A 15,073-nucleotide genomic window follows, 5' to 3' on the forward strand; every position below is an offset into this window, starting at 1 on the left:
TAGTCTATTGCTGAACATAAGATGCTGTTATGCATAAGAAACACGGTCAAAGGGTTCCACTGAGCAATGACTCAGTGGAATATGGCTAAGTTCGTACTAAGCAACTTGGTAGGTGTCGCCTTTTATTTCCAAATGACCTAATTGAACTTGCTCAGACAGTATTGTTTCTGTTCTATCTTTCATCGCTTTACTTGTGCTAGAAAAACCGAGTACTTCCGTAATCGACTTAACTAGGTCATCGCTAGATATAGAGAAAGTATCCTTAACAGTCTCTATTGCGGCTTTTGCGATTTCACCATCATAGATCAAATCATACTTGCGCTCGTTTGATGGGAGTTCAACTCGATTACGAATCGTAATTTCACCTTGGCTTTTAGCAATAATGAATTCTCCGTCTAATTCAACTTTACCTTGCCGATTGAGTAAACCGATACCATCTAGAACCGAGCGATTTATCCGAGCACCACTTCGAGAGCTACCCACCGCAGACAAAAGACGAATAGTTAGATGTTTGACGTGAATTGGAGATTCAAGCTCTACAACTTTGAGAATATCCTCTGCTAGGGCAGTCGTGCTTGCTTCTGGGATCGTATCGCCATATCCAAGGTATAACTGCTCTGTAGGGAAAACTTGGTAAACGGCAGCAGATGCCTGATGTTCAACTTCCACCCTTTCAATCGCCGCTTTTGGCTTTGATTTTACAGTCTTTTCAACAATAGACTCTGAATCATAGGCTTCATAATAAGCAATAGCTGACTTGATAGCATCATTTAGCCTTTCCGTTTCTTTATGATGGCTGCGGAACCAATCAGTACTCCAAATACGGTGAAAACGCCAACCAAGTCCTTCAAGGACACTCTGACGAATACGATCTCTATCACGTGCGCTCTTTGAACTATGGTATGTCGCGCCATCACACTCTACCGCAAGCATATAGCGACCAGGTTTATTTGGATCTCTCACTGCAATATCAATATAGAAACCTGCACAACCTACTTGCGGTTGAACTTGATAACCTAGAGAGTGAATTGAAGAAATAACGTCCTCTTCAAAAGGTGAATCAGGTGCTTTGCCTGTCTCTTCTCGCTTAACGAGATCACCTGTTTCAGCATAATGTAAGAAGTTCTTCAGCGCACGAACACCAAACGGAGATGCATCAGTCGTTGGCATCTCATCACCTTTGAAGTTACTGAATACCTCCATGCACATACGAGCACGTGAGATAAGAACGTTGAGTCTCCGTTCTCCGCCATCACTGTTTAGTGGACCGAAACTCATTGGCAAGCGACCTTCGTTCGTCTTACCATAGCCGATACTGATATAGATGGTGTCACGCTCGTCACCCTGGACGTTTTCAAGGTTCTTAACAAAGAAATCTTCCCCTTCCTCATGCTCTCCAAAGAAGTCCTCAAGATCTCGGTTCGCTTTTCTTAGTCGTTCAACTTCCAAAAGGATTGCATCCCGCTGAGCTGTGCTGAATGCAACAACACCTAGTGTTTGATTTGGCGTTGTCTTAGCATGTTTAATTACAGCTTCTGCAACCTCTGCCGCCTCTCCCACATTACTTCGTGAGCCACCACGATCGTATGTAGTATTCGGCAAGTAGTTAAAACTCAAACCTTTCGCATGAGGGTTAATGCCCGATGAGGGGAAAATCATCAGCTTATTGTCATAAAACTCTTGGTTAGACACTGCAATCAATGACTCATGACGGCTACGGTAATGCCATTTAAGCATCTTTTCTGTTGTACCTGACGCTAAGAACATGCCCAGAATACTTTCCATATCCGCAGTGAGGCTTTCTTCTGCGTCTTCATCATCTAAGACTAATTGTTTGCCGAAGAAACTTGTTGGCGGCATCTGCTTGGTATCACCAACCACGATAACCTGCTTACCACGCATAATAGCCCCAAGTGCATCAGCAACTTTAACCTGTGAGGCTTCATCGAAGATTACCAAATCGAAATCAACCACACCTGGCTCTAAATAAGTCGCTATCGACATTGGACTCATCATAAATACGGGCTTGATCTGCTGGATCACACGACCTGATTTATTAAGCAGTCGTCTGATTGGCATTTGACGGCGCTTCTTATTGAACTCACGTCTTAAAGTTTCAACTTCACCTCTTGCTGATGGGTTTGGCAAATTATCGTAGAGCCGCTTAACCAATGACTCTTGAGCAAAGTGGAACAGCCGCCCGTCTATGAAGCTGAACTGCTCAATCTGTTTTTCATGCTCAACTCGATCGAAATAACGGATTTCATCTCTTGAATCATACTGATGTTCAACAAGTGAGCGATAAAACGTATATTTGAAGCAGTCACGGAAAAGTGTTGTCGCATTAGCCCAAGTAAATGCCTCCTGTTTCCATTTTGAAAGTCCGATTCGGTCTAACTCAGCTCCTAAGCGGTTAAAGCGAGTTAGAGGGTAGAATTTTTGAATATCTTTACCCAACAACTCAACATCATCAATAGATAAAGAGTCACAACAGTCAGTAAAGTTCGTCAGATCTAGCTGAAGTAATGAAGCTAATTCGTTCAGCACACCTTCACGCTTACTGATTAACTCTTTTACATGGTTAAGCTCTGTTGTGGTAAATCCAATTTCCTTTGAAGGGTCTAAGTACTGTGCAGCACTCGCATCGAGTGAGCCAGACTTAATTCCTGAATGGCACTGGTGAACCCATTGAAGCGGTTTTAAGATCGCGATCCAGTCAGTACTCTCATTTTTAAAATGACTACCGATAGTATCTATTGCTAGTTGTGCAGAATCGATGAAGCGCTTTTGAGTCGAGCGATATTCCAATACGGTATCAATTTTTTCAATCCATTCACTTGCACCACCAGCAAGTCCATTCTTACACATGCCAGCATAAGTACTTTTCGCTCTTCGATAATCACCTGATAAGAATCGCCACCATTTCTGACCAGTCGTTAGCAATGAGCCACGGACAGGCATCCAATCGTAATCTAAAGCATTATCGACAAAGTATTCTGATAACTCTGCCTTTTGATCTTGTAGAGTTGCACCTTGAAGAGCGAACTCGAGTATCGCATCACCTTTAGACTCCCAAGCGGAAGAATTCACATCAACGCTTTCAAGCTCGGGTCTATCTGCAATAAGAGAAAGACCCTCTAAAACCGAGATACAGTCTGTGTAATTATAGATAGGTGAAACATAACCAGCGCAGGTATGAAGGCCTTTAACCTGGTTAATAATTTCTTGCTGTGTTTCTTCTAATTCAGAGACGAGTTTTTGAGCCACCTTATCATCAGACGGCGAATAATCTTTAAGAGTAGTTGATGAAAACAGATTGAGGCTTGGCGCATCGTGCTCACTTAAATAGTCAACAGTCTCAGTTATCTTCGCCAGAGCAGATAAGTAATAACTCTTATCCCAGACATTTAAATCAAAGTTGGTACTTGGTAGTTCATCTAAGTCGATTAAAGCGTCAGTAACGATTCGCTCAAGCTGTGAGCTATAACCTAGAGCATCATGATAACTCACTTCGGTATTGGCAATACTTTCATTCACCGACAGACAGTAATCATCCAACTTATTACGAAGAGACACCAAGCGGTCTATATCGTCACTTCTCTCTGGAGTGACAGGAGCATGCTGCATCAGTGTACTTTCTAATGAAGAAAGTACTGATTTCTTGTTAGCTTTGTGGGAGTGTAACTCTAATACTGAATCACCAATATGGCAGTTATCTAGTCGGCGTTTAACAACATCAAGCGCTGCCATTTTTTCAGCAACAAACAGCACTTTTTTATTATCAGCTAAAGCCTGAGAGATGATGTTTGTGATAGTTTGTGATTTACCTGTACCAGGAGGACCTTGAATAACAAGATTAGCCCCTGACTTTGCAGCTAATACGGCTTCTGTTTGGCTCGAGTCCGAATCTAAAACCAGTTGAACTTCTTCCACACGGTTAACGTCCATTGGTGTTGAATCGAGCAAAGTTGCATCATGTTCAAAACCTTCCGTAAACAGCTTTTTAATTAAGCTATTTTCCGATGGTTTTTTACCTTCAGGCCACACTTCATCTGATAAGTCCTGATACATCTGAAACTTACCAAAAGAGAAGAAACTTAATACTATTTTATTGCTTTCTACCGACCAACGCTGTTCACCTGAAATGGCAATCGCAACTGAATTTAAGTATCCTTGGAAATCATAACCCTCTTCTCCTTCTTCAAAATCAGGTAAGACAATACCGAACTCCATTTTAAGCTTAGCGGCAAGGGTAAGGTTTGTTCCTAGTTCTGATTCTGTGTAGCGAATTTTGTATGCATCACCCGCATCAGCTCGGAAAATTTCAACAGGGATAAGTACTAAGGGAGCATGTCTCGGTTTGTCAGAATTATCATCTTCAAACCACTTAACGAAACCAAGAGCAAGATAAAGTAGATCAACACCCTGTTCTTGGACAAAGGTCATAGCTTCCGTGCTCAGCTTTAGTAGGCGAGTATCAAGTGATTTTCTAAATAACTGAGTTTGCAGAGCGTTATCAGCGTGCCTTTTATCACCATTTGTTTCTTCAAGATGAGCTGTCAAATCAGTTAAAGATATCGAATTGCTATTCTCTTTCTCTAGAGAATCGGGAGCTGGGAGAAATGACATTGTCTTTGAGTCCTCAACCAAATGCTTAAACACTTGTTCAGACTTTTCGTCAACAATGTCTAGAATTTTGGCTCCCTTACCGACATTAAGTAATGTATTTCCTCTAAGACCCATATCAAGGAGTTCTTGACGGCTTTTATCAAAAATATCTTTAAGATTCGAGTTCATGTTGCAGTTAAAACCTTATATTTCGTTAACCGTATTGTATAGAAACTAACTAAGTAATATACATAATATGGTTCAAAACTGAGTATGTAACAAATACATTAATCACTTGATTCGTAACCAGTAACAGGTTTAATGAGACGTTACGCAACCATATTTTGTACTCTTTTTCTAGAGGTGACACCGATACTCTGGCTTTTTGCTCCGTATCTTCCAAGAACAAACCCAAGTTTAGTCTGCACTGCTTTTAAATAACTTATCAGCATGGTGAACAGCGCTGGCCACCTAACCCCATTCCATTGAACCATAAAGCTAAAGCTGACTTTAACTGAAACTACCAAACAGTTAGTTGCGTTTTATCCACGAATGCGGAAACTCAATTATATCTAGGACATAGCTCTTGGGTTTATAAACTTGGTTATCTTCCGCCAAATATGCAACTGCAACATCACACCCTAAAATTGACTTAATTTGAGCCATACATATTAGCTGTGATTTAGATATACGATCCGACTGTTTTTTCACTTCTACAAACAAAACCGATCCATCCTCTTTGTAAAGCATTAAGTCTGGCTCTCCCGACGTTAATCCCTTCCTTAGAGCTTTGAACATTGCCAAACGTATAGGGTCAGTGTACTTAGCTACGATAGCTCGACCTTGATTATATTTATGGTTATTTGGTTCCCAATCTCCCAACGCATAAAATGCGGTACCATGCCAGCCTAGCTCTAAATACTGTTTTAGAGCATAGTATTCTCCGAAGTGGTAGTTTGGTTGATTGTGTACATCTTGAGGCACAAACAAGGACTCAGGAATCCAATCTTTACATCCACTTTTCCAATCGTCCAGCAACGATTGTGGATATGAAAAAACCGTTTCCGTAATTTTAAATTTCATTCGTTTTTCCTTAAACATTATACTTCAAACACAGAAGCCAATTTGAGCCTAAATTACCAAGCGTTTTGAATAACTCTAAAATGGTTTGACCATTCACAGCAAGACGGAACAAAATTTAGCTTGTAGCGTTACTGTTAGGTAATGGCTTCGCCTTCCCTGCGAGTTTCAGCACCTCCTTGAACTCTTTCTCTTCTGTCGGAGTCAATATTGGTTGGCGCATTGTATGGATCACGTAGCTGACAGCATGGTGTAAAGGAAGTTTAAATGGATCACCACTGACGCTATAAATTATCATATGATCACTAGGGTATTGCGAAAGTGCCTCGATAATACTCTCCTCTGTACACATACCATCACGGATGATATTTCCATGCCGCCGTCATATAATAAATGTTTTTTAAAGAGTTGGGGGGAGTCATAGAGTCATTACTGCCTTGTTTTCCTGCTAAGATCTTTAGCAAAAATACGTCTGAATACTTAGCAAGCGAGTCAGTAATTTTAGTGTGGTTATATCGTAACATGCTCATAACAGCCTTCTCCTATTTTTCTTCACAATCAGAATCATTGAGCATCGGAACACATTTATGTGTCCTCATCTTTAACTCCGTTCAAAATAAATATTTAAAAATACAGTTAATGGTAACCAAGACCATTGGTCAACTGCCCTATTCCCACGCGAGGGAGCCAGCAAAGAGGAGGTTTTAACCAAGCTTGGTGCCGTGATTGTAAAAAGTGGAGAAACTTCCTTGAAAAACAGCGGAACCGAGTGAACGCAATCACCGAAATACGCACTTAATCGGTTCAACCAACGACAGACGAGCAAACCACTAGCGCAAAAAGAGCTGTCAATCTCTACGATGAGGCTTTAAATTTGCCGAAAGGAAGCCAACTTTAAAATTGCGATATGGCCCTGGACCAAATGTAATATCGATTTTCTTCACTACTTTTTTGTTAATTTATTCTTACTGTTAGTCCTGCCATAGAGCATGGAATGACCTGAACTTCGTTTCTGCTATGTTACCTATTGTCCATGATCCAAAACCACAAAACCTTTGCTACGTAGAAAAAGGCGATTACAAAAAAAAACTTACCAATAGCAGCCATGATACCTGCTTTAAAGAACGCCACGATGAAGCTCAATATTGCCATTGAAATCACAATCTTATCAAAAATTCCTACATTGTTACTCATTCAATCTCCTTTGGAACGCTTCTTAATAAGGTTTCATGGATTCTAATTAAAAATCACAACATGAAATGAGTATGTACTCTATCATAAAATGAAATCGTTCAATAAAAACAAAATCTAACAACAGAGTGCTAAATGAGCACATTGTGCGAATCTTAAATCAATGTATCAGGGTTAAACTCTCATATTGTCTATAACAGATTCATACAAACGTTGAAGAGTGAGTTCCAACTCCTAGCCTTTCAGTTCATGCAGTAGTTTAGGCTTGATGGTAGCGTTGCTTGTCTAAATTATGCGACGTTACGTGTTTATGAGGGAAATACGTGAGAATTAAATCAGTTGGCTATAATATTCGCGACGTCCATGTTGCTTCTAGCACATTTGACAAAGCAGTATGTGAAGCGCGTGCTGTGAGTAAATTTACGGGCAGCCCCTATACACTTCATTACAAGGGATACTCAACTTAGTGGGAGATATTTGCCTAGGAGAGTGTTGACTATATCACATAGTAAAAATACCACGAGTTGTGAATCCCTTTTGAGCATTTATACATGCACTTGCGGGTTTGGGTTAGTTTTTGCAATGAAATCTGCACCTAGCAGCATTGGTTCATACTCAAAGCGAAATTCGTCTAGCCTAGAGTTCCCAAAACCATAAAGCTCTGCTGCGTATATGCCATTAGTTATATCCCTAAATAGTGATGCATCAAAAAATTGCCCACTTTCAAGTAATAACCAACAATGAACTTTCTGGGATGCAGTTGCAATACCATTACTTAATTGTTTTTTAAGCATATCTAAATCGCATCCCATATGCGGTTCACCATTAACAAGTACATCTCCGAAAACTAACTCAGATTTATAGCCATGCCGAGCAAATGCTTCTTTTAAATGTGAATGCACATATAAACAGGCACCCGACATAAGATCATAATTTAACTTAGGTTGTACGCTATCAATGATTTGAAACAGTACTTCCATATCTTGGCTAGTAAGTGCTCGATAATCAGGTATTGACGGTGACAAGCCCAATAATACAGATTCGGCCAGAGCTAACTCAAGATTCTCCACATGGTGTCCATGTTTCTCTCTAATTGTGTTAAACATACCACTCTCTAAATTTTCAAATGCCTAAGCAGATAACGTCGCGTTCTTACGAATTACTGGACTCGCGAGTTTCTAAATTTGGACACAAAGTTTCATTGTACGGTAAAACCACTCACTAGCATTCTGCAACATCGAAATCACAGTACCACATGGGATAGAGGTTAGTTATAACCTTATATTACTCAATAATATACTAAAAATTCGTACTCTATGAGTACTAAGTTCGTGTTAACATTATTGGACTCAAGTGTCGGCCATGATGGTTCGATGTAAGCTTATTTACTTGGTGTTAGAAGTGATTAAAATTGTTGATATTGAATGGATATTTAGTTCTTTGGGGTATCCAGAAATTGGACATTAAGCTTTTATAACCTCGAAGGTGCATTTTGGGTGATTTTAAATGCACTTTAAGAGCTTAATTATGCAGAATTATCACTATTAAACAAACTAGTCTTCTCAGGTGTCCTATCCTTCCGATTAGACTGTTTCTAAAGCCGATTCTCTCTATTATAGTCAACATCGCTATACAAGATTGTAATCGAATTAATTCTTTCACCTCGCCAGCTTAAGCAGGGTATTTTGTAACCAATTTTGAAGTTAATATTTGATCGAATGGCAAGATGAGATAGATCTATGACAATTAGACTACGCAAGGTGCGAAGTGGTAATTCACTCAACGTAATTGTTATCAACGGTTTTTTATCAGAGAAAAATACGGATATAACCGACTGGCTTAATGTACTAGATTGGGACTTTCAATCAACAACAGTCCACCACTACGATTGGGATGCGTGCAATAGCAAAAAAATATTAAAAACTGTTGGAACTGGAAATCTAGGACTGCGTTCTTCGATAAGTACAACAGCCATGAGAATAACGAAAACTGTTTCTCCCTATCTTACCGCAGATATTGTGGGTACAACGGCGGCTGTAGGTTTCTATGAATGGCGTAAAGCCATGAAAAATGCGAAGCTCGCAGGTGAAAGATTAGCCAAACATATAGACAAGCAGGAAGGACGTTTTATTTTATTGGGTCACTCTTTAGGTTCTAGGGTAATTTTTCATTGTCTACAAAGTCAGCAAACAAGAAACAAAGTCATGGGAGCTATGCTATTTGGTGGCGCAGTAGGAAAGGAAAACTCATGGGGTCATATACTTCAAAAACATAGTAAAATTAATATATTCAACTGCTACTCTACCAACGATCTTGTTCTGAAAACACTATATCCAGTAGGAACACTGAAAAAAGACAGCCCTATTGGATTAAGCCCAATCAGTCAGGGCTATCAAAGCCGTTTACACAATGTAGATATGTCTAATATTGTATCTGGCCACATGAAGTACAAAACATCTGAAGTTGGTAGGTTATTAGGTATTCATATGGCGTCTACACGATAGAGAATGCTAAGTCAGGCTTTTTCAAACAAAAATAGCGAAGCCTTATGCATAACTATAAACACTCATTTCCAGTGTTGGGAATGAGTGTTTAAGGCTAAATATTGTCATATTCCAGATATAACAATATTGATAGTTCTAAGAGACCTAACTCAATAATTTGAGACGAAGATGTCAGCGACATCAATACTGAAACCATGGCTGTAAAGCGATGTGTATATTTAAAGAGCAAAGTAATCCAATGTTTTACCACCATCAAGTGCTTTTTGGATAACAGATGGCGTACGACCTTGACCAGTCCATGTTTTTTCTACACCATTGTCATCAACGTATTTATACTTAGCAGATCGAGCCTGACGTTTTCCCTTACTCTTGACCTTTTTCGATGAAAGTGCCGAGACAAGTTCATTAACATCAATGCCCTGCTCTTTAATCTGTTTTGCTATTGTAGCGAGCTTTGCTTCTTTCTCTGCTTGCTCGGCTCTTAAAGCTTCCTCTTCCTCACGTCGTTCTTCGACAATTGTTGTTAACTTACTGTGAGCCTCTTCGAGCTGATCTAACGTGAGATCTCGAGAAAACACCCTCAGACTGCGGATGTTAAATAATATTTTTTCTAATACATTCATATTGGCGCCTAGTATTCCTTATATAACGTAAGAGATGAAAGCTTCATTTATTGAAAATGTAATCTATAACAGTTCACAAATCATGAAATCAAATCGCTTCATATTCTATAATATGATTTTTTAAATTGTAAATCACAAGGTCAATTAAGCGAATATTGAACATTAGGAATGCAGTATGGCAGAACCATACTGCTTCTGCTATCTACTCAGCGATAGTTTCATTATCTGTGCGCTTTTCACTTTATATAATAATACTGAGGAAAGTGCATAGATTAACGCTAGTGAGTTATGCCCGCCCAAAAGCAGATGAATCATATCTTAAACCGATGTCTAACCCAAAATGTTTCATACCATACCCAAATAAAAGATAGTATGAATCCCATGGATAATCTCAACTACGTACAAAAAAAGGCTTGATTTCATTGACTTTAAGTTGATGTTTGTCGGTTACTTTAGGTGTTCCGAAGTTGTAGAACATTTTAAAATGGGGCTATCCCAAGAGACTTGCAATATCAACTTATACAAAGACCTTAGCAATTTTTAGAGAAACCGTATAAAGAGTAACTAACACTGTTAGTGATTAGCCCCGAATTCAACTGCGAAGTGCGACACTCTCCAATATCAAGCAACCAAAGCCATTTCTTCAAATACAATGGCTGGCTGCTTGAAGCCTAAACACTTTCTTGGACGATAATTTATCCGAGATAAAGCGAACTCTATATCGATGTCCGTCACCGTCGTTAGGTCAGTTCCTTTCTTCACATACTGCCTTAAAAGAGCGTTCGCATTCTCATTAGCACCACGCTCCCAAGAGCTATAAGGATGAGCAAAGTACACATCAGCCTCTAATTCTTTTGCGATGGTTTCATGACTTGCAAACTCTCGTCCGTTATCTGCCGTAATGGTATGGACATATTTCTTATAAGGCATCAGTAACTCTATTGTGGCTTTGGTGACATCATCCGCTGACTTAGATGGCACTTTCTTTACTACGTAAAATCGAGTTTTACGCTCTAAAATAGTCACCATCGCACCTGTACCATGCTTACCTAGCACAGTGTCGATTTCCCAGTCACCAAACGCTCTTTACCGTCAACGATGCTTGGCCTATCATCAATCGAAACGGCATTCTTTATCTCTGGCGCTTTCTCTTTTTTACCGCGACGATACCGCTTGTGTCCTTGCCTCAAGTGGCGATATAACTTACCGTCCATGCGTTTATCTTGTGCGACAAAGCGATAGACCCACTCGTGGCTGACAGCGGCACCAACTTTCGTTAATACATTGGAAATCTGCTCAGGACTCCAATCTGTTTCTAAAAGAAGGCGGATAAAATCCACACGCTTCTTTGGTATGCGGTATTTACGCGCTGTTCTGCGCTTTTTAATCGACAACAGCTGGGCTTCATTTGGGCAATAAATGTTGCCTTTACGACCTCGCTTAAGCTCCCGATATACTGTCCAGCGGTGGCACTGAACTGTTTTAGCTATTTCAGAAACCGATATTCCCCGTTCCAAAAGAGCAGAAATCTGGTATCTTCTGCCCTCGGTCAACTGCTGATAATTCATGGTAGTACTGCTTGTTTCTTTGGCAAGAAGAGCGTACCACTTTCAGCAGTTGGCTTCCTCTTCTACGCCTTTCCATGAATGTCGCACTTACTTATCTGAAATCGGGGCTATTTTTTAATAAAACTTGTTAAATCAAGACTAGAAAACAGCTCTAACCAATCTGGGTTTTCACCTGTTTCTAAAACATGCTGATAGGCCTTGGTATACAGCTCTTTTAGCCCATACCCTAAAGCTAAAGTAAGGCTGCCAGCGACACCAGCATTAATGATTTGACCAAATCCAGGAATCAATTTTAGGAAGCTGCTCGCCAATTGTTTGCCCAGCAAGCTGATAATTTGGCTTTTCATCAAAGCCATCGTAGCGCTCTTCAGGTTTGAAAAACCATAAGTATTTGCAATTGATACAGCCATAGTCATCTGAATTGGCATCAATATAACAGAGTCGGAAGCAGGGATAGGGTTCGCACCAGCGGCTGCTGTAGCAGCGCCAGAAGCTGCAAGTATTATTTTCATCACTCGATTATGTTTTAACGGTAGATTAGATTTCTGCGCTCCAACAAAAGATTCTTTAAGGGACTCTTCAGGCAAGCTTTCTTCACTCCAAATTAAAAGTTCATCGAGTTGTAAAGTATCATTGTCATGACCTACCATTGTTTCAAAACAGGGCGCTTGTATTCCCTCTTTAGAAAGAATAGACCTAAACTTAGCGCTAGTGATTCCATTATTGTTGCTATCAAGTTCATCATTATCACATTGGGTAAATACAATGGCTAGATTTGCGCCTATCTTGGTATCACTTAAAAGCCTTATATTTTTCAAGTCATAGTCAGTAATTCTGTGATTAGAAATTGATATGCAGTACCAAAATAGGTGAATATGCTCATTCAAAGACTGACTTTTTCTTTTTATAATCTCAGCCAATACTTTTTCTTCGAAGTTCCCATTGTCTTCTTTACCATCAATTATTTCATAACCTTCAGTGTCAAAGACGGTAACAGGCACGCCATTTTTTTCATACTTATGGCACCCTCGGGTCACTGGCTCTCCAGAGCCTACCTTTGCAAACTCTTCACCAAACACCTGATTAATTAAACTACTTTTACCAACACCTGTACCACCAACGATCATAATGTTAGGTTTTTTAATCTCTTTAACTTGTTTGTCAAACTCACGTTCAAAATCACTATTTTTCATTATTTTCTCGCCATTAACTTACTTTTTTCTTCTAATAAATAATTTTCTATTGGTGTCAATACTTCTGTCATCATGTTCTGGATAAATCCTTTTAAATCAGACAATACCGCCACCACATTCCAAGTCGCAGAAACTTTGTTGAAAAAACCATCCCTCTCAAAGTCACTGGTTATACTTTCAAGCTTATCAGTTATTTTTTCGGAAGAGTCATCTAGTGATTGTTCAACCTTCCAATGGATATCATCTAAATACGTTCTAAGCGGTTCTGCACTTTCAAACCCCATTCCAAAAAGAAACTCGTCCAGGTTACCTAAAAAGTCTTCGTACTCACTTGGTAGTTCATCAAAACTATCCAGATCAACGTTAAAAACTTCCCCCATGTCCAAATCACTTCCGTCTTGTATTAAACCTTTAATTAATGAAATGAAACCAATATCTGACTCATTGATTGTTGTAGATATTTTTGTTTTCAAATATCTAATACTATCGATGTACTTATCAAGGAAATAACGTCCAACTTTGATGCGTAGTTTCGAATCAATATTTTCCAACATAAAGTCAAGCGTTTTTTCTTTTCCGTATTTTTCTTTTTTTCCTCTTCTTGTTCGCATTTGTACGGAACAAACTTCTGATATGCTAACTTTATGACCAAAATGTAAATTTAATTGCTTTATCAGCGATTCTTTTTGTTCCGCTGTCGCTATATCTGATTTTGATAAAACGACTTGTATAGGTATATCTTTTTCAATAAATCCTGCAATGACATCGAGTTCAGGGTTTTCTATTCTAGCAGAAGCAGCATTGATGATGTAAAAAGCTCCATGAATCCAATCATTAGGAGTTGAACTTTTTTCTGACCTAGATTCAATAAAGTTATCAAGCTCTATTTTCCATTTAGACAAATTATTTGTTTCAATACCAACTGTATCAAAAACTCTTAAGTTAAAGCTTTCATAGCCTACATCATAATACTTAAAATGGTCACTCCAACCAGTAACAGGAGCACCATCTCCCCTTTCAAATAACTCTTCACCAAATATATAATTACAGAAGCTACTTTTCCCTACTCCCGTTTTCCCAATAACAATTAAGTTAACCTCAGACATTTTGAACCTTTAATTATTTATATTACTAGCCACACTTATGTTCACATTAGATAGGTCATTTCCAAAACTTTTGAACCATGAACGGCACTGTTTGGAATCAATAACCAATGTTTTAACTTCATACTACTGGTCATTCTCTACCAACTGTTGTTCTTCCGAGAGAAGAGTTTCCTGTAAATGAAATCCTGCACTTTTTGAAACCTTAAACTCCAGCCAACACTTAACTCCCTCCCCAAAACTGAAGCGCCCATACGCATAATGTTGACTAAGTTTATTTAAAAGTCAAAAGTTTATACTAAAGCTTTTACTATGCGATATAGCGCTAGGATACGTTCATTGTCATTCCCATCAAAGCGACATGTCAGGTCGATCGTTACCCTCTGGTGAGCTAGGCCAAGGGGCATTTCCATTGCTGTTCGCTACTTTCGTCTAGCCTTGTAAAATTCGAGGTTCAGTAAACAATAGTGATATTGAACTTGGAGATGAAGGTTGCACTTCGATTCTTGGCGGATTTAAATGGAAATTCAGGTTCCGTTTCTCTGTTTCCTCCAAGAGTAAACGTAAAATCTGGTTCGATTGTCTCTGAGAGAATCAAAATGCTCGCTCAACACTTCTAAGTTGCGTTGGATACTTCCGATATCTCTTTTAATATTGTTGCTCAAGAAATTTACACACGGTCACCTGAAGTGCCTTAGGTATGCATTTGAATCGCTCAAATGCGAAAGCAAGTGCATCTTGGGTTCTCGCTTGTCTAGCCATATCTATTTAACGATTCTTGGGTTCGGAATAATTTTAAAAGATCTACACCTAGGGCATAAAAACACAAATTTCTGTTTGCGTGTAAATTCATACTTACAGCGCAGACACAGATAGAAATAAGGAGGGGTATTCGCTACCATTCAATCAATAACTCCCATACGTCATGCTACATAAGACAGTCATATGCATCAATTGCAACAAATGCAATCTAACATGCTGTTCTTGAATAACTTGATCTCAGTATAAAGTCATTTGCGACATTTTGTGTCGTATAAACTCAGATACTACAAAATAGGTCTAAAATCATTGACCTTAAAGTACCTTATCGTTATCGGTAACCAATCCGATTTTATCTATATCCCTCATTTGATGTGGCCTACAGATTCCAGGCACTAATTTAAACAAATTTTCAGCATGAACTAGCAACAGCCCATAACTTGC

Annotated in this window: 8 protein-coding genes and 1 pseudogene; 1 reads left to right on the forward strand and 8 read right to left on the reverse strand. The window is 39.1% G+C overall.

All coding sequences use genetic code 11. The features are described from left to right. Positions 1 to 96: 96 nt before the first annotated feature. From J4N40_RS09600 to J4N40_RS09615, 4 genes are all read right to left on the reverse strand, one after another. Positions 97 to 4,797: a DUF3320 domain-containing protein gene (locus J4N40_RS09600; RefSeq protein WP_115385931.1), complete on the reverse strand. Its 4,701-nt coding sequence runs from the start codon at positions 4,795 to 4,797 to the stop codon at positions 97 to 99. A gap of 342 nt (positions 4,798 to 5,139) precedes the next feature. Then, positions 5,140 to 5,691 carry a VRR-NUC domain-containing protein gene (locus tag J4N40_RS09605; RefSeq protein WP_029809396.1) on the reverse strand — a complete coding sequence of 184 codons (552 nt, stop codon included), beginning with the start codon at positions 5,689 to 5,691 and terminating at the stop codon, positions 5,140 to 5,142. A gap of 1,017 nt (positions 5,692 to 6,708) precedes the next feature. Continuing rightward, positions 6,709 to 6,882: a hypothetical protein gene (locus J4N40_RS09610; RefSeq protein WP_154219024.1), complete on the reverse strand. Its 174-nt coding sequence runs from the start codon at positions 6,880 to 6,882 to the stop codon at positions 6,709 to 6,711. A 542-nt stretch (positions 6,883 to 7,424) separates the two neighbouring features. Beyond that, positions 7,425 to 7,985 carry a hypothetical protein gene (locus tag J4N40_RS09615; RefSeq protein WP_029809398.1) on the reverse strand — a complete coding sequence of 187 codons (561 nt, stop codon included), beginning with the start codon at positions 7,983 to 7,985 and terminating at the stop codon, positions 7,425 to 7,427. A gap of 633 nt (positions 7,986 to 8,618) precedes the next feature. On the opposite strand from J4N40_RS09615, the gene J4N40_RS09620 reads away from it, so the two are divergent. Continuing rightward, positions 8,619 to 9,383 carry a DUF726 domain-containing protein gene (locus tag J4N40_RS09620; RefSeq protein ID WP_115385930.1) on the forward strand — a complete coding sequence of 255 codons (765 nt, stop codon included), beginning with the start codon at positions 8,619 to 8,621 and terminating at the stop codon, positions 9,381 to 9,383. Between the two features lie 218 nt (positions 9,384 to 9,601). Here J4N40_RS09620 and J4N40_RS09625 read toward each other — a convergent pair whose 3' ends face one another. The 4 genes and pseudogenes from J4N40_RS09625 to J4N40_RS09640 all read right to left on the reverse strand — a co-directional run bounded on the left by J4N40_RS09625 (position 9,602) and on the right by J4N40_RS09640 (position 13,873). After that, complete coding sequence (locus J4N40_RS09625) at positions 9,602 to 10,006, reverse strand: H-NS family histone-like protein (RefSeq protein ID WP_029809400.1); 405 nt, start codon at positions 10,004 to 10,006, stop codon at positions 9,602 to 9,604. Between the two features lie 621 nt (positions 10,007 to 10,627). After that, positions 10,628 to 11,574: pseudogene (locus J4N40_RS09630) on the reverse strand (IS30 family transposase). Between the two features lie 107 nt (positions 11,575 to 11,681). Beyond that, a complete protein-coding gene (locus J4N40_RS09635) occupies positions 11,682 to 12,767 on the reverse strand; it encodes a GTPase (protein WP_250654217.1) in 1,086 nt (361 codons plus the stop codon). Next, the gene (locus J4N40_RS09640; protein WP_029809403.1) at positions 12,767 to 13,873 is read right to left on the reverse strand and encodes a GTPase; all 1,107 of its coding nucleotides are present in this window, start codon (positions 13,871 to 13,873) and stop codon (positions 12,767 to 12,769) included. The genes J4N40_RS09635 and J4N40_RS09640 overlap by 1 nt, the downstream gene beginning before the upstream one ends. Positions 13,874 to 15,073: the final 1,200 nt, after the last annotated feature.

This window comes from Vibrio sp. SCSIO 43097 (assembly GCF_023650755.1).
Classification (GTDB): Bacteria; Pseudomonadota; Gammaproteobacteria; order Enterobacterales; family Vibrionaceae; genus Vibrio; species Vibrio alginolyticus.